Below are 21,360 nucleotides of genomic sequence, written 5' to 3' on the forward strand. Positions count from 1 at the left end.
GAGATCGGTGGGGGTCAAGATGCGCGGGACAGATGAAACGAGCGGGGCGCTGTTCAGCTACGTCGATCTTGAGGATCGCATTCCCGCCAGCCATCCGCTGCGCAAGATCCGGCAAGTGGTCAACGATGCTCTGGCCAGCCTCGACGGCGAGTTTGCCCCGCTCTATGCCGATTTTGGCCGCCCTTCGATTGCACCCGAGCGGCTGATCCGGGCCAGCCTGATCCAGATCCTGTTCTCTGTGCGATCCGAGCGGCAGTTGATGGAGCAGATGCAATACAACCTGATGTTTCGCTGGTTCGTCGGCCTGGGCATCGACGACCCGGTTTGGGTCGCAACGGTGTTCACCAAAAACCGGGACCGGCTGCTGACGACCGACATGTCGCGCAAGGTGATGGCAGCGATCTTGGCGCACCGCGAGGTGGCGTCGCTGTTATCGGATGAGCATTTCTCGGTCGATGGGACATTGATCAAGGCTTGGGCGTCGATGAAAAGTTTCCAACCGAAGGCGGAGGACACGCCACCCGACGATGAGGGGCCGGATGATCCGCCAGCGCCCTCCATCGACCCCGACAATCAGCCCACCCAATCCGAACCCGAGACCGAACCGATGCCCCGCTCCAATCACCGCAACCGTAACGCCGAGGCCGACTTCAAGGGCGAGAAGCGTTCGAACGCCACCCACGCTTCGACCACGGACCCGGAGGCACGGCTCTACAAGAAATCGCCCGGCACCGGCGCGACACTGTGCTTCATGGGTCATGCGCTGATGGAGAACCGGCACGGTCTGGTTGTTCAGGGCGACTTGACGCAGGCTGACGGCCATGCCGAACGGCGTGCCGCCTTGGACATGGTGCATCGCCACTCCCCCGGATCGACCCGGCAGCTGACACTTGGGGCGGACAAGGGGTATGACGCTGCCGAGTTCGTCTCTGACCTCCGGAAGGCCTGCGTCACTCCGCACGTCGCGCAGAAATCGCGATATTCAGCGATCGATGGGCGCACGACCCGACATCAGGGCTACGCATTGTCGATCAAGCACCGAAAGCGGATTGAGGAAGCCTTCGGCTGGGCCAAGACCGTCGGCGACATGGCGCAAACCGTCTACCGCGGCGTCGAACGGGTGCGATCCCGCTTTATTCTGACGATGGCGGCCAATAACCTGGCCCGACTGCCCAGATTGCTGGGGGCATGAAGCGGAAGGCGACTGCATGGGGGTCGAAAATCTCGGACCCTTGTTGACGAGCGAAGTGCGCATTCAACCCATCGGCAGAACAACGTTCCCAAGCGTCGACTAATTCAGCGGCCTGCTAGAGGCACCGACAAGCCGGCCGCTTCGCGGGCGCAATGCCAAGGCCGGGCCGGACCATATGCCCGCCAGAACGCGCCCACCAAAAAACAGGCCCATCCCGGACCCTTCGCGCAACGAATGGGTCGGGTCGCGCGTTGATGATGGACAAAACCTGATCTCGCACTAAACTTCGGGTTGAATGTTGGTCAAGCCGGAGGAAGCCAGACCATGATTACACTCACAATCAACGGCAAAGACGTCAGCTGGGATCTTGACCCGGAAACGCCCCTTCTCTGGGCGCTGCGCGATCAAGAGCACCTGACGGGAACGAAATTCGGCTGCGGTATCGCGCAATGCGGTGCCTGCACGGTCATGCTGAACGGCATGCCCCGGCGATCCTGTGTGACGCCGATCAGCACACTGGAAGGCGCCGACGTCACCACCATCGAGGGCATGGAAGGCGCCGAGTTCGACGCCGTTCAGCAGGCTTGGCAGGGACTGGATGTGCCACAATGCGGTTGGTGCCAGTCGGGCCAGATCATGTCGGCCACCGGGCTTTTGCAGTTCAACGCCGCGCCGAGTGACGATGACATCGACAATGTCATGGCCGGCAATGTGTGCCGCTGTGCCACCTATGTGCGCATTCGGCAGGCGATCCATGATGCCGCCAAGACGCTGGAGGGCTGAGCCATGACAATCCAGACAACACGCCGCGGATTTCTGGCCGCAGCCGGTGGCTTTATCGTTGCGCTGACCTTGCCGGTGCGCGGGGCAAAGGCGCAGGCCGCTGCACCACAAATGCTGCCGCCCAATGCCTATGTCCATATTGGCGAGGACGATCTTGTCACCGTGATGGTGCGCAATATCGAGTTTGGCCAGGGTCCGATGACCGGGATGGCCACGCTGGTTGCCGAAGAACTGGACGCCGACTGGTCGCAGATGCGCGCCGAAAGCGCCCCGGCGGATCCGGTCTATGCCAACCCGCTGATGGGGATGCAGGGAACCGGAGGCTCGACCGCGCTTGCCAGTTCCTACATGCAGATGCGGCAGGTCGGCGCAACCATGCGTCACATGCTGGTCGCTGCGGCGGCCGCCGAATGGGGCGTGCCAGCCGACGAAATCACGGTCGAAAAGGGTCGCATCAAGCATGGCTCGGGACAAGAGGCAGGCTTTGGCGCCTTTGCCACCGCCGCCGCACAGACCGAGCCGCCGACCGAAGCGCCGGCGCTGAAAGATCCCGCCGATTTCATCCTGATCGGCACCGATCTGCGCAAGCCCGATACCAGCGGCAAGACCGACGGCACCGCCATGTTCGGGCTGGATCGCTATATCGAGGGGATGCAGACCGTGGTGATCGCGCGCCCCAATGTGATTGGCGCCACCGTCGCATCGTTTGATGATGCCGCTGCACTGGCGGTCTCGGGCGTGCAGGCGGTCCGTCAGCTACCCGTTGGTGTGGCCGTCTATGCCGACAACACATTCGCCGCGCTGAAGGGCCGTGATGCGTTGACCGTCGAATGGGATATGGCCAATGCCGAAACCCGTGACAGCGCGCAGATCCATGCCGATTTCACCGCCGCCGCGCAGGAAACGGGTCTGGACGCCGAGGTCGAAGGCGATCTGAGCGTGCTGGACGGCGAGGGCCTGACCATGGTCGAGGCGGAATACAGTTTTCCCTTCCTTGCGCATGCCCCGATGGAACCCCTGAACGGGGTGATCGAGCTGAAGGATGGCAAGGCAACCGCGTGGTACGGCGCGCAGTTTCCGGGCGGCGAACAGCCTGCGATGGCGCAGGTTTTGGAGCTGCCAGCCGAGGATGTCGTGCTGAACGTCACGCTGGCTGGCGGATCGTTCGGGCGTCGGGCGCAACCCTCGATGCATATGGCGGCGGAACTGGCCATGGTGGCCAAGGCCGCGGGCGATGGTGCCTATAAGGTCGTGTGGACGCGCGAGGACGACATTCGCGGCGCCTATTATCGCCCCAAGGCCCTGCACCGGTTCCGGGCCGGGCTGGACGCGGACGGGCAGATCGTCGGTTGGGAAAACATCATTGCAACGCCGTCGATCATCCGCGGCACCTTCTTCGAAGAAATGATGATGGGCAATGGCCTTGATACGACCTCATTCGAGGGTGCCAATGAACTGCCCTATGATCTGGGTGCGCGGCGTATTGGCTGGGTCGAAACCACGGTAAAGATCCCGCTGCTTTGGTGGCGTTCGGTGGGTTCAAGCCATACGGCCAGCGCGGTCGAGGGCTTTATGGACGAGGTCTTGCTGCAAGCCGGGCGCGATCCGGTTCAGGGCAGACTTGATATGCTGAAAGAGGGCGAAGACCGTCCCCGCGCGGTGATCGAGAAGGTGGCCGAAATGGCCGGATGGCCGGATGGCGCCGCCGAAGGTCGCGCCCTGGGATTTGCCTATGCCAAGAGCTTTGGCACCTTCGTGGCGCAGGTGGCCGAGGTCGAGGATCGCAACGGCTTTCCACATGTGACGCGGGTCTGGTGCGCGGTCGATTGCGGCGTCGCCGTCAATCCGAACGTGATCCGCGCACAGGTCGAAGGCGGCATTGGCTATGGCCTGTGTGCGGCGCTGTTCGATGAGATCACACTTGGCGAAGGTGGTGCGGTGCAGCAAAGCAACTTCGACAATTATCGCATGTTGCGCATTGCCGAAATGCCGGCAGTCGAGGTCGAGATCATCGCATCGGACGCCGATCCTACAGGCATCGGCGAACCGGGCGTGCCGCCGATCGCGCCTGCGGTCATGAACGCATGGCGCAAGCTGACCGGGCAAACCGTACGCGAGTTGCCCTTTACCCGCAGCCTGAACAGCTGATCGGAAAGGAAATGACGATGAAACGCATCACGCTGATCGCGGCGGCCTTTCTGACGCTGCCCGCCCTGCCCGCACTGGCACAGGACGAGTTGCGGGGCCCTGACGCATTCACCGATATCACCGACGAGGCCGCACGTTCTGCCGCCTTGTTCGAGGAAATGGGCAAGGTCATCACGCATCCACGCTGCCTCAACTGTCACCCCGTCACGGGGGGACCGACGCAGGGCGAGGACATGCATCCGCACAGCCCGCCGATGGTGCGCGGGGCCGCTGATTTCGGTCCCGACGGGATGAACTGCACCACCTGTCACGGGTCCGAGAACGTCGCCTATACAACCAGCCCCGGCTCGATCCCCGGGCATCAGCCGTGGCAATTGGCCCCCGAAAGCATGGGCTGGGTCGGGCTGTCGCTCGGCCAGATCTGCGAGCAGATCAAGGATCCCGAACGCAATGGCGGCCGCGACCTTGAAGAGATCCACGAACACCACGCCACCGACGGTCTGGTCGGATGGGGCTGGGAACCGGGCGAGGGCCGCGCGTCGGCACCCGGCTCGCAAGAGGTGTTTGGCCAGTTGACCCGCGCCTGGATCGACACAGGGGCCGCCTGCCCGGGCGCCTGACCTTCTGCTGATTGGCGGCAAAAATGGAAATGCCCCGCAGATTGCTCTGCGGGGCATTTCCATGTCGGGTCAAGGGATCGGATCGTGTCAGGCGCTTAGCGCCTCTGGTTCCTGATCGTCGCTTTCATCCGGGGCGATCATCTCGGCCACGGTCTTGGACAAGGTGATGACGCCCTGTTGCTGACCATTCTCGTCCAGCACATTGGCGCGATTGGTCCCGGCATCGGTCATGGCGCGGGCCGCCTCTTCCAGCAGGGTCGAGTTGGGCAGGCTGACCGGCGTTTCCGCGTGCTGGCCCTTGCGCATGACCTGACGCACGCTGATCACATTGCCGCGCCGCACATCGCGCACAAAGCTGCTGATATAGTCATCTGCAGGGCGCAGCACGATTTCCTCGCCCGTGCCTTTCTGGATGATCTTGCCGTCGCGCAGGATCGCAATCTGATCGCCAAGGCGCAGCGCCTCGTCCAGGTCATGGGTGATGAAAACGATGGTCTTGCGCAACTCTTGCTGCAGATCCAGCAGCACGCTTTGCATGTCGGTGCGGATCAGCGGATCCAGCGCGGAAAACGCCTCGTCCATCAACAGGATCTCGGCGTCATTGGTCAGCGCACGCGCCAGGCCGACGCGTTGCTGCATCCCGCCCGACAGTTGATTGGGATAGCTGCCTTCAAAGCCATCCAGACCCACGCGGCTGATCCAGCGGCGTCCGCGCTCTTCGGCCTCTTTGGCGCTGATGCCACGGACGCTCAGCCCGTAGACGGTGTTTTCCAGCACGGTCCGGTGTGGAAACAGCGCAAACTTCTGGAACACCATCGCGGTCTTGCGACGACGAAATTCGCGCAATTCGTTTTGCGACATCTGCACGATGTCATCCCCGTCAAAGATCACCTTGCCGGCCGTCGGATCGATCAGCCGGTTGATGTGACGGATCAGGGTGGACTTGCCAGACCCTGACAGCCCCATCACCACCTGAATTTGCCCCGCCGGGATGGTCAGGTTGATATCGTCGAGGCCAAGCACATGGTCGTGACGTGCCTTCAACTCATCCTTGGTCATGCCGGCTTTTACATCTGCGACATAGTCGGCGCCGTTGGGGCCGAAGATCTTGTACAGATCGCGGATCTCGATGTCGTGAATGGCATCAGCCATGGATCACCTCCAGGTGTTTCTGCAACCGCTTGCCATATGCCTGGGTCGAACGGTCGAAGATGATGGCGATGGCCACGATGGCCAGTCCGTTCATCACGCCAAGGGTGAAATACTGGTTGTTGATTGCCTGCAGCACCGGCTGGCCCAGCCCGCGCACGCCGATCATCGAGGCGACGACGACCATCGCAAGGCTCATCATGATGGTCTGGTTCACGCCCGCCATGATCGTCGGCAAGGCGAGTGGCAATTGTACGTCCTTCAGTTTCTGACGCGGGTTCGATCCAAAGGCCTCTGCCGCCTCAAGCACATCGGCGGGCACCTGGCGGATCCCCAGATTGGTCAAGCGGATGACCGGCGGGATGGCATAGATAACGACCGCGATCACGCCGGGCACCTTGCCCAGACCAAAGATCATCACGACCGGGATCAGATAGACGAAGCTCGGCATCGTCTGCATCATGTCGAGGATCGGCGTGATGATCGCATTTGCGCGTTTCGAGCGCGCCATCAGAATGCCGATCGGAATGCCAAAGACCACCGCGATCAGCGTACAGACCGCGACCATGGCGATGGTCCGCATGGTGTCTTCCCACATGCCGAAAAAGCCGATCAGCAGCAGCGCGATCACGGTGCCCGTGACGATCTTCCAACTGCGGCTGAGGCCCCAGACGATCAGCGCCAACCCGGCCATGACCAGAATCCACGGGCTTTCGATCAATAGGTCTTCGATAAAGACCAGCAGCACCTGAATGGGATGGAATAATCGTTCCAGCCCCTCGCCGTAAGCGCGGGTAAAGTCGCGAAACGCGGTGTCGATGGCGATGCGCATATCACGCAACTCACCCCGACTCATGGCTGGAAACTCTACGAAATCCATCTTGCCTCGATCTGTTGGTATACACGTCGCTTTGGGGCGTCATGCACGCCCCAAAGCCTTGAACCCTGCCTTAAAGCGCGTCCTGCACCTTGGCGGCGACGTCCTCGGGCAGCCAAGCCTGCCAGACATCCGGGAAGGTCTCGAAGAAGTAATAGGCGCCATCTTCGTTGGTTGCCTGATTGTCACCCATCCAGGCCAGAATGCTGTTCACCGTGTCATTCGACCAGGCGCGAGCCTGCAAATAGTCCATGGTGATCGCATTCTCGCTCGAGAATTCCTTGGTCACGGCGGTAAACACGTCCGAGCGCGGCCATTCGTTCAGCGTAGGCTCTGGGCAATCCTGCACAACGGTACAGTTGTCCCATTCTTCCCGCTCATGTTCGACGCCCAGCTCCAGCATGGTCATGTCGAACTTGCCCAGGATGGCAGTCGGAGCCCAGTAATAGCCGAGCCAGCCTTCCTCACGATTAAAGGCGCGCGCGATCGAGCCGTCCAGACCGGCGGCAGAGCCGGAATCGACCAGTTCAAAGCCTTTTTCCTCGGCCCCGATTGCGCGGTACTGGTTGGCTGTGATGATCTGGCATGCCCAACCCGACGGGCAGTTGAAGAATGCGCCCTTGCTCTGATCCTCGGCACCCGGGAATAGCTCGGGATGGGCCAGCGCGTCCTCGATGGTCACGATGCCATGCTCTTCCGCCAATGCGGTCGGCACCCAAAAGCCCTCGACCCCACCATCGGTCAGAATTTCCGAGGCGATGACGATGCGGTCCTCTGCCACGGCGGCATCAAGCGGTATCTTGACGGCATTGACCCACAATTCCGGCGCAAGATCGGGTTCGCCCTTTTCGTTCATCGACGTGAACGTCGGCACCGTATCGCCATTGACCAGCGACACATCGCAATCATAGCCCTCTTCCAGGATGATCTTGTCGACCCAGGCCGCAAGTCCGGCAGAGGCCCAATTCATCTCGGCAATGGATACATCGCCACAGCTTTCCTGAGCGAATGCGGCGGGCGCAGCAAAAGTCAGGCCCAGAAGAGCCAGCGCAATTTTTGGGGATGTCATGGATTTCCTTCCGTTTCTTCGGTCATCGGTGGGGTCGGATAACCCCTCGATACCCGCCTGGGCGGCGGCCATCAGCATCGTTGCTGCCCGTGGTTTTAAAGTATGCTCGGCAATTTGTCACATCTTAAGCCCCAAATTATCCTAAATTTACCTGACCTCAATTGAATTGGGTTTAATTTTTTCTTTTATTTACAATTGGAAACCACAATCATCTGCAGAACGTGCATATGTGTTTAAAGGGGTCAAAACCCCGCAAAAACCTTCCTGTCGGATGATGGCACCTGCGCGCGATCAACCGCAGCGAGGGGCATTCGGTCAAAAGGCCACCTTGTCTGCACCCTTCAGCGACAGGATCTCTCGCGCCTCATCCGGGCTTGCCACCTCCAGTCCCAGCCCCTCGATGATCTGACGGGCCAACCGCACCTGCTGGGCGTTGCTTTCGGCCAACTTGCCCGGTCCAGCCCAGAGCGAGTCCTCCAAACCCACGCGCACATGCCCGCCCATGGCGGCCGACATGGCGGCGATGGGCATCTGGTTCTTGCCAGCGCCAAGCACCGACCAGCGATACTGATCGCCAAACAGTCGATCCGCGGTGCGCCGCATATGCATGACATCCTCGGGATGGGCGCCGATCCCGCCCATCAGGCCGAACACGGTCTGGATGAACAATGGCCCCTTGACCAGTCCGGCATCAAAGAAGTGTTTCAGATTATAGAGATGCGAGCTGTCATAGCATTCGAATTCGAACCGCGTACCATTGGCGCGGAGCGTCGTCAGAATATGCTCGACATCGCCAAAGGTGTTGCGAAAGACGATATCCTTGTTGCCCAGATAGTCACGCTCCCATTGGTGCTGCAATTGCGCGTCGAACCGGCCCAGCATCGGGAACAGTCCGAAATTCATCGTGCCCATGTTCAGCGATGCCACCTCGGGTTTCCAGGTGGCGGCGGGTCGGATGCGTTGCTCGATGGTCATGGTCGGCGCGCCGCCGGTGGTGATGTTCACGACGCAATCGCTGCGCTGCTTGATCACCTGCAGAAAGGGTTTGAAGGCCTCGGGCGTCTGGTCGGGTCGACCGTCCTTGGGGTCGCGGGCATGCAGATGGATGATCGCCGCGCCAGCCTCGGCTGCGCCTATGGCTGCATCGGCAATCTGGTCGGCGGTCACCGGCAGATGCGGCGACATCGACGGTGTGTGGATCGCACCCGTCACGGCACAGGTAATGATGGTCTTGCGTGTGCTGGCCATATCTACAGTCCTTTCGTGGTGGCAGCGTCGCGGCTGCGCAGATAACGGTCCAGCGCCGCCAGTTCACCGTCGCGCCACGCACTGAGGGCCGCGACCTGATCGGGCGGCGGAAAGGCGGCGGCAATCTTGTCCCCGGCCGCTTTCGTGAACGCCTCGCCCCGCGCGCTGTCATCGGTCAGGCCCGACAGCATGGGGCCATAGCGGTCGATATAGTCGCCCACCCCGGCCGGCGCGTTCAGATAAATCGTGGCCAGCGGCCCCAGAAACGACCACCGCCGCGCCAGCCCGTGGCGGATGGTGTCATCCAGCCCCTCGACGCTGACAATGCCCTGATCGACCAGCGATAGCGCCTCGGCCAGCAGCACCGCCTGCAAGCGGTTGAGCACAAATCCATCGACCTCGCGCGTCAGTCGGACTGGCACCTGCGCCACATCACGCATCAGTTGCTCGGCCCGGTCCATCACGGTCGGATCGGTATCGGGTGAGGGGCACAGTTCGACAACCGGCACCACATGGGGCGGGTTCACCGGATGGGCGACCAGAATGCGCCCGCGCCCGACCAGCCCTGCCGCAAAACGCGAGGCGGTCAGGGCGGAACTGGAAGAGGCAAGGATGGTGTCGCGCGCCGCCAGACTGTCCATCTCGGCGAACAGCGCCTGCTTGGCGTCCAGCCGTTCGGGGCCGTTTTCCTGCGCATAATCTGCAGATTGCAACGCGTCGGCCAGCGTTTCGCAGACGGTGACGCGCTCAACGGCCTCGGGCGGCATATCGCCCGCAGCCAGCGTCTGTGCGATGGCATCGGGCAAGGCGGCGCGCACTGCGGCGTCAGGGTCCCAGGCCCGGACCTGCAGTCCCGCGCGGGCAAAGACGACAGCCCATGACCGGCCGATCAGTCCGGCCCCGATGATGGCGATGGTTGTCATGGTCCCCCCGTGGCGCGGTTGCTGGCCTCATCGAACACCCGTCCGCATTCCGGCGCAAGTGCCCGTTCCCCGAAACCGCGCCCGCCGACGCGCATGAAAAAGGGGGCCGCCCGGATATGGCGGCCCCCTGTCTGCGATCCGGCGGTGCCGGGATCAATCGATGATCGCGCCCTGTTCGTCCTCGCGTTTGTGCATCGAGGCCTTGACGCGCCGACCGATGATAACGGGCAGCAGAAAGCCAATGATGGCGATGGTCCACAGCGTGAGGGCCAGCGGGCTGCTGAACAGCGTCCACCAGTTGCCATTGTCGATCTCGACCGCGCGCCGCAGGTTGTTCTCCATCGTGTTGCCCAACAGCGTGCCAAGGATCACCGGCACCAGCGGCACATCCAGCTTGCGCAGAACCCAACCCATGACGCCAAAGCCGATCATCACCAGCAGATCAAAGCTGGAACCGGAAATGCCGTAGATACCGACAAAACTGACCATCGCCACAATCGGCATCAGGATGCGCGAGGGAACCATCAGCAGGCGGGTGAACAGACCGACCATCGGGATGTTCATGGCCAGCAGCATGAAGTTGGCGATGAACAGCGCCGCGATCAGGCCCCAGACGACATCGGGATTGTTGGCAAAGAGCAGCGGGCCCGGCGTGATGTTCAGTGACAGCAGCACCGCCAGCAGAACCGCCGTCGTGCCCGAGCCCGGAACGCCAAGGGCCAGCATCGGCACCAGGGCACCACCGGCGGCGGCGTTGTTGCCGGCCTCGGGGGCGGCGACGCCACGCGGATCGCCCTTGCCAAAGGTGCCCTCTTTGTCGACCAGGCGCTTTTCCATCGAATAAGAGATGAAAGAGCCAAGCGAGGCCCCCGCACCGGGCAGCACACCCGCCAGAAAGCCCAGAAACGAGGTCCGCAGCATCGTCGGCGTGCATTGCTTGATCATCGACAACGGCGGCGTCAGCCGGCCGATCTTGAGCTTTTTGGCCGTTGCCTCCGAACCGCCGCGGTGGTGTTCCAGAAAGATGAACACCTCCGACAGCGCGAACAACCCGACGATGGCGACAAGGAAATCCAGACCGTCATAAAGGTGCACCTCGCCAAAGGTGAAACGCGGCACGCCGGTCTGGGTATCGACCCCGATGGTCGCCAGCCCAAGGCCAAGCGCCGCCGCAAAGGCCGATTTCGCCTGATTGGTCGAGCTGACCCCGCCGAGTGTCATGAAGGCCAGCGCGAAGAGGGCGAAATATTCAGCCGGTCCGAACAGCAGCGCAATCTTGACCAGTTGCGGCGCCAGCAGGATCAGCCCCCAGGTGGCCAGGAAAGCGCCCACGAATGAGGCGATGCCAGACAGCGACAGTGCCTCGCCCGCCATGCCCTTCTGTGCCATCGGATAGCCGTCCAGACAGGTCATCATCGCGGGCTCGTCACCCGGAATATTCAGCAGAATGGATGATATCCGCCCGCCATACATGGCCCCGTAATAGACCGAGGTCAGCAGGATCAGCGCCGGCGTTGCCGCCAGACCCATGGTAAAGGCCAGCGGGATCAGGATGGCCACGCCATTGGACGGACCAAGGCCCGGCAGCGCGCCCATGATGGTTCCCAGAAAGCAGCCCAGCAACGCAAGGCCGAGGTTCTGCCAGGTCAGCGCGATGGCAAAGCCGTCGCCCAGTGATGAAAGAGTTTCCATGATCGCACCCTAAAAGCCCAACGGGCCGCGGGCCAGCGACAGCCCCAGCACAAGATGGAAAATGACATAGATGCCGACCGAGGTTCCGACGCCGACCAGCACCGCCTCGAGCGGGCGCGACCCCAGACGCCAGGCCAGATAACCCGCCGCAAAGGCCGTCGAGATGACAAAGCCCACCACCGGCAGCAGCTCGGCGTAAAGGACCATCACCAGAACCGCGGCCGCGATTTCGGCCAGACGGCCAAGCGGCGGCCAGACCGGTTCGGGGTCGGGGCGCAGGGCGATCACCGCCGAGGACACGCCAAGAACGGTCGCAATGATCAGGGGAAAGGCCTTCGGGCCCACCACATCAGACAGGAAGCTTTCCTCGATGGCGAACGCGGCCATCACAAATCCGATTGCGAGCAGGATCCCGAACAGGCCAAATATGCGGTCAGTCATGACACATTCCTTCGACATGTTGATGAATGAAGATCAGGGCCGCCACATGGGCGGCCACTGAGGGGTGCCGGACCTGCGCCCGACACCTGTTGGGCATTACTTGATGATGCCGATCTCGCGAGAGATGTCCTGGATCTGGGTCACGGAATCCGCAACGAATTGCTGGAATTCCTCGCCTTGCAGGTCAAGCGGCGCGATGCCGTTGACTGCCATGACCTCTTTCCACTCATCCGAGGCGTAAAGCTCGGCGATCTTGGCGACCCAGGCATCATAGGCTTCGTCCGACATGCCGCCGGGCCCGTAAAAGCCGCGCCAGTTCGCACCGACTGCCTCGACGCCCTGCTCGCGTGCCGTGGGGAATTCGGCGAATTCACCCTCAAGGCGCTCGGGCGCAAGAACGGCGACCACCCGGATATCACCCGATTCGACAAAGCCCTTGGCTTCCGAGATGTCACCGGTAAAGGCCTGGACCGAACCCGCCAGGAGCTGGGTCACAGCCTCGCCACCACCATCAAAGGCGATGTATTTGACCGTGCGCACGTCCTCGATGCCATAGGCATTGGCCGCGATCAGCACCTTGAGGTGATCCCAGCCACCCACAGCCGAACCGCCGGCAACCGACACGCTGGTCGGGTCGCTCTTGATCTGATCCAGCAACTCGGGCAGCGTCTGCACTTCGCTGTCGGCCGCAACCGCGATCACGCCGTAATCGGCGCCGATCGAGGCAATCCAGCGGACCTGGTCCATCGTGTTGCCCGGAAATGCGCCCTGCGCCAGACGGGTCGATGTGGCTGACGATGCGGCCACGATCAGATCGTTGGAATCATTGCGTTTGTTGACCACCTCGGCATAGGCCACGCCACCGCCGCCACCGGCGAGGTTGACGACCTGCATGGTCTTGTCGATCAGCCCCAGATCCTGCAACGACTTGCCCACCTGACGGCAGGTAAAGTCCCAGCCACCGCCGGGATTGGCCGGGGCGATGCATTCGGGGTTCTCGACCGAGTAATCCTGTGCGCTGGCGCCAAAGGCCGAAGCACCCAGAATGGCAACCGCGATCAGGCTGCGTGTTTTGGTAAAGATCATCTGTTTCCTCCTCATCATCGGCAAGGCGCGTTTGTTCCCTGGCCATGCCGCTATTGGGCCCCCACTGTCAGGCGACGCCATGCGCCGTCCCTTGTTGCGAGCTGTAAAAAAGGCATAACGGGTAATCCTGTCACGAAACTGTCCCACCTGTCCGTGACCAAAAAAGGAGCATGCGGTCATGCGCGTCCTGATCGTCGAAGATACCGTCGACCTGGCCGAGGCGGTGATCGCGAGACTGTCTCAGTCAGGCATGGTTTGCGATCATGCCGACCGGATCGACGCGGCCGAGGATTTTCACGCGGTGCAGCGCTATGATGCCATCGTGCTGGACATCAACCTGCCCGATGGCTCGGGTCTGCAATTCCTGCGCAACATCCGCGCGGCGGGCGAACGCACACCGGTGCTGATGCTGACGGCGCTGGCCTCGGTCGATGATCGGGTCAAGGCGCTGGATCTGGGGGCCGACGATTATCTGGGCAAACCCTTCGATCAGCGCGAATTAGAGGCGCGGCTGAGGGCGCTGGTGCGGCGCGATGCCGATCAGAAAAGCGACCGTGTGGAACTGGGAAAGCTGTGTTTTTTCCCATCGGACCAAAGCGCCACGGTCGATGGCCGCCAGTTGAACCTGACCAGGCGAGAGGCCGCGCTGCTGGGCGTGCTGCTGCGTCATCAGGGGCAATATCTCAACAAGACCTGGCTTTACGATTCGCTTTATGGCTTTGATGATGCCGATGTCGGCATCAACGCGATCGAGTTGTATATCGGGCGGCTGCGTAAAAAGTTGACCGGCAGTGGCGCCGCGATCGCAACCCAACGTGGCATCGGTTATCGGTTGGGGCTGGATGACTGAACGGGGGCGCCCACCGCTAAGCCTGGCTGGGCGTGTCCTGCGTGCCGTCTTGCTGATCCTCTTGGCGGGCGGGGTGATGGTGGCGGCGGCGACCTGGTTCAACGGTCGCCAAGCCGCGCGGCAGGCCTATGACCGCATCCTTCTGGGCGCGGCCAGCGACATTGCCGAATCGATCACCATTCAGGACGGCGCGCCGATGGTCGATCTGCCGGTATCGGCCTTTCAGCTACTGGCGCAGGCACCCGACGACCGTATCCTCTACAATGTCATCGGCCCGGGTGGCACATTCATCACCGGGTTCGATCAGTTGCCCGACACCGCCAAGCCAACCGAGGGCACCGGCGTTCTGCCCGTCTTTTACGACGCGCTTTTGCAGGATGAACCGGCCCGCTTTATCCAGATCAAGCGCCGCTTTGCCGAGCGTGACTATTCCGGCGACGTCGCCATCACCGTCGGGCAGACTTTGCGCGCGCGCAAGGCAATGGCGCTGAGCCTGATGTTCGATGCGCTGGTGCCCGCGCTGCTGTCCGGGCTGTTGTTGCTGGTCATGGCCTGGTTCGTCACCCGCTCGGCCCTGCGCCCGCTCGAGGCGCTGTCGGATGGGCTGGCTCTGCGCGATCCCAATGATCTGACGCCGATGCCGACAGACGGCCTGCCGCGCGAATTGCAACTGATGCTGGGCGCGATGAACCGCTTCATGGGCCGGCTGGACCGACAGATCGCGGCGATGCGCAACCTGATCTCTGACACCGCGCATCAGCTGCGCACCCCTGTGGCCGCGATCCGGGCGCAGGCGGAGGCCGTTGTCGAACAGCCCGAACAAAGCCTGCAGCGCCGCGAGTTGGACCGTCTGCTGGCCCGATCTCGGTCACTTGGCACGCTGCTGGATCAGCTGTTGTCTCGGGCGCTGGTAATCCATCGCACCGACAGCGCCCCACGCCTGCCGCTGGATCTGCGCGAGGTGGCGCTGGATATCGTCGAGCGACGCGACCATGAATTGCTGTCCCCCGGCGCTGAGTTGCAACTGGTCATCGGCGAGCAGCCGGTGATGGTGCAGGCCGACAGCTTTTCCGTCACCGAGGCCGCGAAAAATCTGCTGAGCAACGCCCTGAAACATGGTCAGTCGCCGGTGCAGATCGGGGCCGAGCAGCACGGCGCGCATGCGATGCTGTGGGTCCAGGATGCCGGACCCGGACCCGCCCCACACCTTGTTCAGCGGCTTGGCGGGCGGTTCGAACGCAGTGCAACCTCGCCCGAGGACAGCGCCGGCCTGGGCCTGTCCATCGTCAAGGCGGTTGCCTCTGCGCTTGGCGGGCAACTGGATCTTGAACACCGCGACGACGGCTTTCGCATCCAGATGGTGCTGCCCGCCGCGACCGATGATGAGGGCACATGAACCGGCTGTTGCAAATCACCCTGCTGGGCCTGGCCCTGCTGGTCGCGCACCCCGCGCTGGCACAAGAAGATGTGGCCACATTCGGCGATGGCCGGACGCAGATCAAACTGCATTCAACGACGGATATCGGCATCGTCGCGCCGGTGATGCAGGATTTCGTCAGCGCCAACCCCGACCTGTCGATCCGCTATGAACAATGGGGATCGAACGATCTTTTTGCCAACAGCGGCGACGCTTGTGAGGGCAGACGCGAACCAGCCGATGCGGTCTGGTCATCGGCGGTGCAGCAAATGGTCTGGTTGGTCAACGCCGCTTGCGCACATGCCTATCACAGCAGCCTGACCACCGCCCTTCCGCCCGAACGACGCTGGCGCGACGAGGTCTGGGGCATCACCGAAGAGCCGGCCGTCATCATCTATAACAAGCGCGCCATCAGCGGCGATGACGTGCCGCGCAGTCGCTTTGACCTGCTCGACATGATGCGCGCGCGGCCCGAATTTCTTGGCGGGCGGATCGCCACCTATGACATCGACGAATCCGGTCTGGGCTATCTTTTCGCGCATATAGACAGCCTCGAGGCCACGAGTTTTGGTGCAATGATCGAAAGCTTTGCCCGCGTCGGTGCCGTCGCCACCTGCTGCTCGAACGAAATCATCGACGCGGTTGCCGAGGGGCGATTTCTGCTGGCCTATAATGTGCTTGGCTCTTACGTCTCGCAGGAGTTGGACCCGGATGTTGGCGTCGTCTTGCCCGAGGACTACACGCTGATCCTGTCGCGCGCCTACATGATCCCCAAAGGTGCGGCGCAGACAGCCGGTGCCGAGCGGCTGCTGGATTTTCTGCTGTCAGCCACCGCGCAAGAGGGCCTGTCGCGCGCCGGTTTGACGATGATAAGCGATCGTGAGCAGATCGGCCTTTTGCCAAGTGCGCGGCGGTTGATCGCGCTGTCGCCCGCGCTGTTGGTGGCGCTGGACCGGCACCGGCGCGCGGATCTGTTCACCTATTGGCAGGACGCCTTTGACAGCGACCGCGCTGACTGAGCGCGCCCTCCGACCTCGCCCTCTGAATGAAGCTCAGCTTCACTATTCATAAAGTCATGATGATTTTATGATCGCCACCCAGCAGGCATGTTGCGCCCCAGCAAGACCCAAGGAGGAGCACATGCCACAAGGCGCAACCGCGACCATGTCCAATGTTTCACTGGACCGGCGCGCATGGAATATCCGGCGCAAGGCGCTGTTGATGGGCGAGGTTCAGGGGCAAGGCTATATCGGGCAGGCGCTTGGCGTCGCCGATGTGCTGGCCGTGTCCTATTTTCATGCGCTGAACCACCGACCCGGAGATCCCGAATGGCAAGGCCGGGACCGTTTTCTGCTGTCCATCGGCCACTACGCGATCGCGCTTTATGCGGCCCTGATGGAGGCCGGCATTCTGCCCGAGGAAGAACTGGAAACCTATGGCATGGATGACAGCCGGATGCCGATGTCCGGCATGGCCGCCTATACGCCGGGGATGGAAATCACCGGCGGCAGCCTTGGCCACGGGCTGGGCATTGGCGTCGGCATGGCGCTTGGGCTGCGGCAGAAGGGCTCGGACGCCTTTGTCTACAACCTGATGTCTGACGGCGAGTTGGGCGAAGGATCGACCTGGGAGGCCGCGATGAGTGCGGCGCATCACGACCTGTCGAACCTGATCTGCATCGTCGATTTCAACGATCAGCAAGCAGACGGCCCCTCGACCAAGATGCTGTGTTCCGAACCGCTTGACGCAAAATGGGAGGCCTTTGGCTGGTACGTCCAGCGCGTCGACGGCAATGACATACCCGCGCTGGTCGCCGCTTTCGACCGCGCCCGCACGCTGAGCGAAAAACAGCCGCGCGTCATCATCTGCGACACCCGCATGTGCAAGGGCGTGCCGTTTCTGGAGGACCGCGAAATCACCCATTTCGTCCGCGTTGAGCCCGAGGAATGGGCCAAGGCACTGGATGTTCTGGAACAGGGGAAACCGCAATGACCGCCAACTCGCTTGCCCGCAAATATGAGGCCCGCCGCGTCATCCCCAAGGATCAGCGCGTGGCAACCTCGGCCATGATCGCCTCGCTTGCAGCCGAAGGCTATGACACCGTCGATGCGCCCTTTGGTCATGCGCTGGTGGATCTGGCCAAGGACCGTCCCGAAATCGTCGGGCTGACCGCAGATCTGTCGAAATACACCGACCTGCACGTCTTTGCCAAAGCCTGCCCCGACCGTTTTTTCCAGATGGGCATGGCCGAACAGGTGATGCTTTCGGCTGCCGCCGGCCTCGCGCGTGAGGGGTTCATCCCGTTCGCCACAACCTATGCCGTCTTTGCCTCGCGGCGTGCCTATGACTTCATCTGCATGGCCATCGCCGAGGAAAACCTGCCGGTCAAGATCGTCTGCGCCCTGCCCGGCCTGACCACCGGCTACGGCCCCAGCCACCAGGCCTTCGAGGATCTCGCGATCTTTCGCGGCCTGCCCAACCTGACCATCATCGACCCCTGCGATGCCGTCGATATCGCGCAGATGGTGCCCGCCATGGCCGATCATCCCGGCCCCGTTTATGCGCGGCTTTTGCGCGGCAAGGTGCCCAGTGTCATCGACCGCTATCGCCCTGACTACAAGTTCCAGATCGGCAAGGCCGCGTTGTTGCGCGACGGGCGCGACGTGCTGGTCGTCTCGACCGGGCTGATGACCATGCGCGCGCTTGATGCCGCCGAAAAGCTGGCCGCTGACGGTGTGGATGTGGCGGTGCTGCATTGTCCCACGGTCAAGCCACTGGATCGCGAGGCGATCCTTGCCGAGGCGCGGAAATCGGGCCGGCTGGTCGTGACCGCCGAAAACCACACCGTGATCGGCGGTCTTGGCGAAGCCGTGGCAGGCATCCTGATGCGTGAGCGGGTTCATCCCGATTTCCGCATGATCGGCCTGCCCGACGAGTTTCTGGAAGCCGGCGCCCTGCCGACGCTGCACGAGATGTACGGCATCTCGGTCGATGCCGTGGCCGCACAAATCAAGGGCTGGCTGTAAAGCCCGAGGGAGGAAAAGATGGGACTACTGGACGGACGCTATGCCGCCATCACAGGGGCGGCCGGTCCGCGCGGTCTGGGTCGCGCCATGGCGCAGATTTTTGCGGACCATGGCGCAACGATCGCCGTGCTGGACCTGGACGTGCAGCAGGCGCAGGCGGTCGCGGCGGAACTGGGGCCGGATCATGTCGGGCTTGCCTGCGATGTGACCGACAAGGCAGCCTGCGATGCGGCCATGTCCGAGTTGATCGGGCGTTGGGGCCGGATCGACATTCTGGTCAACAATGCCGGCATTACCCAGCCACTGAAACTCATGCAGATCGAGGCGCAGAATTACGATGCGGTGCTGGATGTGAACCTGCGGGGGACGCTGTACGCCAGCCAGGCCGTCATTCCGCAGATGCGCCAGCAGAATTCGGGCGCGATCGTGAACATCTCGTCGGTATCGGCGCAGCGTGGCGGTGGCATCTTTGGCGGGCCGCATTACTCGGCGGCCAAGGCTGGCATTCTGGGGCTGACCAAGGCGATGGCACGCGAATTGGCGCCTGACGGGATCCGGGTAAACGCGATCTGCCCCGGCTTTATCGGCACTGACATCACAGCGGGAAAGCTGACGCCCGAGATGAAGGAACAGATCATTGCCGGCATCCCCATGGGTCGCGTGGGCGATGCGCGCGATGTGGCGGGATGCGCACTGTTTCTGGCCTCTGACCTCTCAGCCTATGTCACCGGCTCCGAGGTCGATGTGAACGGCGGTTCGCTTATTCACTGAACGCGCCATCATCGAGGCGCGCCTGCGCCTTCAACCCCAGATCCTGCATCAGCGAGGCGGCCTGCTTTTGAAAGCCGGCGGCCTCGTCCCTGATCCAGTCAAAGAACAACCGCACCACGCGCCGATTGGTGTGGCGCGGCGGGCAGACGAGCCAATAGGCCGGAAAGCGGACGGTGCCCAAACGGGCGTCCAACGGCACCAGCCGTCCGGCCTTCAGATCGTCATGGGCCAGCGTCACCGAATCCATCGCCAGCCCCATGCCGTCACGTGCCAGCTGCAGTGACATCTGCGACCGATCCAGCCCGGTACGCGTGCTGCCCGACGGCCGGGCGATGTCTCGCTCGGTCATCCACAGATCCCACGGGTGCTGGCCCTTCACATTGTCGATAAGACGCGCGCGGGAGATCTGCTCCAAGGGGTCAGCAGATAGCCCGCGCAACCAATCGCGATAGGCCGGACTGCAAAGCGGCAGGACGTGATCCTCAAGGATCGGTTCGACATACAGACCCGACCAGTCGCCGGCCCCATAGCGCAGATCGAAATCCACCGCCTCGGTCTGAAAATCCGACAGGTCGGTGGTGGCGTCGATCCGCGTATCCCAACCGTCATGCTGCGTCAGGAATTGCGATAACCTCGGCGCCAGCCAGATCTGTCCAAAGCTGGGGCTGACGCGCAGGATCAACTGGCGCTGTTCACGCTGGCGCAGGATCGTGGCACGCGCGTCGCGCAACGCGTGAAAAGCCTGCGTCGCGGCGCGGTACAGCCGCTCGCCATCCATGGTCAGGATCAGCCGCCGCCCTTCGCGCCGGAACAGCTTGACGCCGAATTGCTGCTCGATGGCGCGCACCTGCTGACTGACCGCAGAAGGCGACACGCCCAGTTCGGCGGCCGCCTTGGCGACTTGACCCAAGCGGGCCACAGCCTCGAAATAGGCCATCGAATTCAGGTTTAGGTCGTTGATCATGTCAAAAGATTAGCTGAGCTTCATTAATGATTAAGCAATATTGCTGTTTTTTCAAGGCTGCGGGTGGAATTCTGTTCGCAGGTGATGGCCGCCCTGGTGGAGAAGCGCAGCCATCCTGACAATTGAGGAGGAAAGAATATGAAAACCCTGTTCGCAGGAGCCCTGACCGCATTTGCCCTTTTGGCGGGCGGCGTCTCGGCCGAGGTGCTGAAGATGGCGCATAACGCCGCACCCGGAAATCCCAAGGATCTGGCCTCGCAACGCTTTGCCGAACTGGTCGAGGAAAAGACCGAAGGGCGGATCACCGTCGATGTCGGCGGATCGGCCCAATATGGCGACGATGTCGAGGCGCTGACGCAGATGCGGCTTGGCACGCTTGCTCTGGCCGCAAATTCGCAGGGCTCGACCTCTGGCGTGGTCGAGGAATTTGCCGTGATCGGCCTGCCCTTCCTGTTCAGCGACCTGTCGCAGGCCTGGGAGGTTCTGGACGGCGAGGTCGGGCAAAAGCTGGACGAAGCCGCACAGGCGCAGGGTCTTAAGGTTCTGGCCTTTTGGGATAACGGCATCCGCCAGATCTCGAACAACACGCGCCCGATCACCACGACCGCCGATCTCGAGGGGCTGAAAATCCGCACTCCGCCCGATCCCATGACGCTGGAAATCTTTGAAACACTGGGGGCCAACCCGACTCCGATGGCTTTTTCGGAACTGTATGTCGCATTGCAGCAAGGCGTCGTTGACGGGCAGGAAAACCCGCTGATGAACATCGAAAGTTCTAAACTCTACGAGGTGCAGAAATATATCAGCCTGACCGGGCACAAATACGAAAGCACCCCGGTTCTGGTTTCCAGGATGATCTGGGACGGGCTGGAAGCCGCGGATCAGCAGGCCCTGCTGGATGCCGCAGCCGAAGCCGGAGAGTATAACCGCGAACTGTCGCAGAAATCAGATGCCGAACTGCGCCCCAAGCTGGAAGAGGCCGGCGTGACCTTCAACGAGGTCGACACCGCCCCCTTCATCGAGGCCACAGCCGGTATCACCGCGGAATGGCGCGAAAAGTATCCCGATCTGGTGGATACGCTGATGAGCGCGACCGGTCGCTGA

Annotated in this window: 20 protein-coding genes; 11 read left to right on the forward strand and 9 right to left on the reverse strand. The window is 62.3% G+C overall.

All coding sequences use genetic code 11. The annotated features are described in order from the left end of the window. The first annotated feature begins 19 nt into the window (after positions 1-19). The 4 genes from CUV01_RS01370 (at position 20) to CUV01_RS01385 (ending at position 4,743) form a co-directional block, all read left to right on the forward strand. Positions 20-1,192 carry an IS5 family transposase gene (locus tag CUV01_RS01370; RefSeq protein WP_101458903.1) on the forward strand — a complete coding sequence of 391 codons (1,173 nt, stop codon included), beginning with the start codon at positions 20-22 and terminating at the stop codon, positions 1,190-1,192. A gap of 324 nt (positions 1,193-1,516) precedes the next feature. Continuing rightward, positions 1,517-1,975: a (2Fe-2S)-binding protein gene (locus CUV01_RS01375; protein ID WP_101458904.1), complete on the forward strand. Its 459-nt coding sequence runs from the start codon at positions 1,517-1,519 to the stop codon at positions 1,973-1,975. Between the two features lie 3 nt (positions 1,976-1,978). Beyond that, positions 1,979-4,123, forward strand: coding sequence for a xanthine dehydrogenase family protein molybdopterin-binding subunit (locus tag CUV01_RS01380; RefSeq protein WP_101458905.1), 2,145 nt, complete (start codon positions 1,979-1,981; stop codon positions 4,121-4,123). Between the two features lie 17 nt (positions 4,124-4,140). Beyond that, on the forward strand, positions 4,141-4,743 hold the full coding sequence (locus CUV01_RS01385) for an Isoquinoline 1-oxidoreductase subunit (protein WP_101461779.1): 603 nt from the start codon (positions 4,141-4,143) through the stop codon (positions 4,741-4,743). Positions 4,744-4,830: 87 nt separating this feature from the next. Here the strand turns inward: CUV01_RS01385 and CUV01_RS01390 are convergent, their stop codons facing one another. The 8 genes from CUV01_RS01390 to CUV01_RS01425 all read right to left on the reverse strand — a co-directional run bounded on the left by CUV01_RS01390 (position 4,831) and on the right by CUV01_RS01425 (position 13,228). Next, the gene (locus CUV01_RS01390; RefSeq protein ID WP_101458906.1) at positions 4,831-5,895 is read right to left on the reverse strand and encodes a quaternary amine ABC transporter ATP-binding protein; all 1,065 of its coding nucleotides are present in this window, start codon (positions 5,893-5,895) and stop codon (positions 4,831-4,833) included. After that, positions 5,888-6,772, reverse strand: coding sequence for an ABC transporter permease (locus tag CUV01_RS01395; protein WP_101458907.1), 885 nt, complete (start codon positions 6,770-6,772; stop codon positions 5,888-5,890). Before CUV01_RS01395 ends, CUV01_RS01390 begins: the two co-directional genes overlap by 8 nt. Before the next feature lie 70 nt (positions 6,773-6,842). Beyond that, entirely contained in the window at positions 6,843-7,838 is a 996-nt protein-coding gene (locus CUV01_RS01400; RefSeq protein WP_101461780.1) for a glycine betaine ABC transporter substrate-binding protein, read from the reverse strand. Positions 7,839-8,153: 315 nt separating this feature from the next. Further along, a complete protein-coding gene (kce, locus tag CUV01_RS01405; RefSeq protein ID WP_101458908.1) occupies positions 8,154-9,086 on the reverse strand; it encodes a 3,5-dioxohexanoate:acetyl-CoA acetone transferase in 933 nt (310 codons plus the stop codon). 2 nt (positions 9,087-9,088) lie between these two features. Next, positions 9,089-10,009 (reverse strand): 3-hydroxyacyl-CoA dehydrogenase, encoded by a 921-nt coding sequence (locus CUV01_RS01410; RefSeq protein WP_101458909.1) that lies wholly within the window; start codon positions 10,007-10,009, stop codon positions 9,089-9,091. Positions 10,010-10,162: 153 nt separating this feature from the next. Further along, positions 10,163-11,701, reverse strand: coding sequence for a tripartite tricarboxylate transporter permease (locus tag CUV01_RS01415; protein WP_101458910.1), 1,539 nt, complete (start codon positions 11,699-11,701; stop codon positions 10,163-10,165). Between the two features lie 9 nt (positions 11,702-11,710). Continuing rightward, positions 11,711-12,142, reverse strand: coding sequence for a tripartite tricarboxylate transporter TctB family protein (locus CUV01_RS01420; RefSeq protein WP_101461781.1), 432 nt, complete (start codon positions 12,140-12,142; stop codon positions 11,711-11,713). A gap of 96 nt (positions 12,143-12,238) precedes the next feature. After that, entirely contained in the window at positions 12,239-13,228 is a 990-nt protein-coding gene (locus tag CUV01_RS01425) for a Bug family tripartite tricarboxylate transporter substrate binding protein (protein WP_101458911.1), read from the reverse strand. A 178-nt stretch (positions 13,229-13,406) separates the two neighbouring features. On the opposite strand from CUV01_RS01425, the gene CUV01_RS01430 reads away from it, so the two are divergent. The 6 genes from CUV01_RS01430 (at position 13,407) to CUV01_RS01455 (ending at position 19,292) form a co-directional block, all read left to right on the forward strand. Beyond that, complete coding sequence (locus CUV01_RS01430) at positions 13,407-14,078, forward strand: response regulator transcription factor (protein WP_101458912.1); 672 nt, start codon at positions 13,407-13,409, stop codon at positions 14,076-14,078. Continuing rightward, positions 14,071-15,474: a sensor histidine kinase gene (locus CUV01_RS01435; protein WP_101458913.1), complete on the forward strand. Its 1,404-nt coding sequence runs from the start codon at positions 14,071-14,073 to the stop codon at positions 15,472-15,474. The genes CUV01_RS01430 and CUV01_RS01435 overlap by 8 nt, the downstream gene beginning before the upstream one ends. Further along, positions 15,471-16,514, forward strand: a complete 1,044-nt coding sequence (locus CUV01_RS01440; protein ID WP_101458914.1) for an ABC transporter substrate-binding protein — start codon at positions 15,471-15,473, stop codon at positions 16,512-16,514. The genes CUV01_RS01435 and CUV01_RS01440 overlap by 4 nt, the downstream gene beginning before the upstream one ends. 121 nt (positions 16,515-16,635) lie before the next feature. Beyond that, the gene (locus CUV01_RS01445) at positions 16,636-17,487 is read left to right on the forward strand and encodes a transketolase (RefSeq protein WP_101458915.1); all 852 of its coding nucleotides are present in this window, start codon (positions 16,636-16,638) and stop codon (positions 17,485-17,487) included. Further along, positions 17,484-18,521, forward strand: coding sequence for a transketolase family protein (locus CUV01_RS01450; RefSeq protein WP_101458916.1), 1,038 nt, complete (start codon positions 17,484-17,486; stop codon positions 18,519-18,521). Before CUV01_RS01445 ends, CUV01_RS01450 begins: the two co-directional genes overlap by 4 nt. Positions 18,522-18,539: 18 nt before the next feature. After that, entirely contained in the window at positions 18,540-19,292 is a 753-nt protein-coding gene (locus CUV01_RS01455; protein ID WP_101458917.1) for an SDR family NAD(P)-dependent oxidoreductase, read from the forward strand. Here the strand turns inward: CUV01_RS01455 and CUV01_RS01460 are convergent. Continuing rightward, positions 19,282-20,256, reverse strand: a complete 975-nt coding sequence (locus tag CUV01_RS01460) for a LysR substrate-binding domain-containing protein (protein WP_101458918.1) — start codon at positions 20,254-20,256, stop codon at positions 19,282-19,284. The two genes, CUV01_RS01455 and CUV01_RS01460, sit on opposite strands and share 11 nt — an antisense overlap. 138 nt (positions 20,257-20,394) lie before the next feature. Between CUV01_RS01460 and CUV01_RS01465 the strand changes: the two genes are divergently transcribed. Continuing rightward, on the forward strand, positions 20,395-21,360 hold the full coding sequence (locus CUV01_RS01465) for a TRAP transporter substrate-binding protein (protein ID WP_101458919.1): 966 nt from the start codon (positions 20,395-20,397) through the stop codon (positions 21,358-21,360).

The sequence above is a fragment of the Paracoccus tegillarcae genome (assembly GCF_002847305.1).
GTDB classification, from domain to species: domain Bacteria; phylum Pseudomonadota; class Alphaproteobacteria; order Rhodobacterales; family Rhodobacteraceae; genus Paracoccus; species Paracoccus tegillarcae.

Bases quoted from the DNA above. Each gene is read 5' to 3' on its own strand.
- CUV01_RS01465 (WP_101458919.1), top strand. From the start codon at position 20,395: ATGAAAACCCTGTTCGCAGGAGCCCTGACCGCATTTGCCCTTTTGGCG.
- CUV01_RS01380 (WP_101458905.1), top strand. From the start codon at position 1,979: ATGACAATCCAGACAACACGCCGCGGATTTCTGGCCGCAGCCGGTGGC.
- kce (WP_101458908.1), bottom strand. From the start codon at position 9,086: ATGGCCAGCACACGCAAGACCATCATTACCTGTGCCGTGACGGGTGCG.
- CUV01_RS01420 (WP_101461781.1), bottom strand. From the start codon at position 12,142: ATGACTGACCGCATATTTGGCCTGTTCGGGATCCTGCTCGCAATCGGA.
- CUV01_RS01375 (WP_101458904.1), top strand. From the start codon at position 1,517: ATGATTACACTCACAATCAACGGCAAAGACGTCAGCTGGGATCTTGAC.
- CUV01_RS01430 (WP_101458912.1), top strand. From the start codon at position 13,407: ATGCGCGTCCTGATCGTCGAAGATACCGTCGACCTGGCCGAGGCGGTG.
- CUV01_RS01445 (WP_101458915.1), top strand. From the start codon at position 16,636: ATGCCACAAGGCGCAACCGCGACCATGTCCAATGTTTCACTGGACCGG.
- CUV01_RS01385 (WP_101461779.1), top strand. From the start codon at position 4,141: ATGAAACGCATCACGCTGATCGCGGCGGCCTTTCTGACGCTGCCCGCC.
- CUV01_RS01400 (WP_101461780.1), bottom strand. From the start codon at position 7,838: ATGACATCCCCAAAAATTGCGCTGGCTCTTCTGGGCCTGACTTTTGCT.
- CUV01_RS01410 (WP_101458909.1), bottom strand. From the start codon at position 10,009: ATGACAACCATCGCCATCATCGGGGCCGGACTGATCGGCCGGTCATGG.
- CUV01_RS01460 (WP_101458918.1), bottom strand. From the start codon at position 20,256: ATGATCAACGACCTAAACCTGAATTCGATGGCCTATTTCGAGGCTGTG.
- CUV01_RS01450 (WP_101458916.1), top strand. From the start codon at position 17,484: ATGACCGCCAACTCGCTTGCCCGCAAATATGAGGCCCGCCGCGTCATC.
- CUV01_RS01370 (WP_101458903.1), top strand. From the start codon at position 20: ATGCGCGGGACAGATGAAACGAGCGGGGCGCTGTTCAGCTACGTCGAT.
- CUV01_RS01415 (WP_101458910.1), bottom strand. From the start codon at position 11,701: ATGGAAACTCTTTCATCACTGGGCGACGGCTTTGCCATCGCGCTGACC.
- CUV01_RS01455 (WP_101458917.1), top strand. From the start codon at position 18,540: ATGGGACTACTGGACGGACGCTATGCCGCCATCACAGGGGCGGCCGGT.
- CUV01_RS01390 (WP_101458906.1), bottom strand. From the start codon at position 5,895: ATGGCTGATGCCATTCACGACATCGAGATCCGCGATCTGTACAAGATC.
- CUV01_RS01425 (WP_101458911.1), bottom strand. From the start codon at position 13,228: ATGATCTTTACCAAAACACGCAGCCTGATCGCGGTTGCCATTCTGGGT.
- CUV01_RS01435 (WP_101458913.1), top strand. From the start codon at position 14,071: ATGACTGAACGGGGGCGCCCACCGCTAAGCCTGGCTGGGCGTGTCCTG.
- CUV01_RS01395 (WP_101458907.1), bottom strand. From the start codon at position 6,772: ATGGATTTCGTAGAGTTTCCAGCCATGAGTCGGGGTGAGTTGCGTGAT.
- CUV01_RS01440 (WP_101458914.1), top strand. From the start codon at position 15,471: ATGAACCGGCTGTTGCAAATCACCCTGCTGGGCCTGGCCCTGCTGGTC.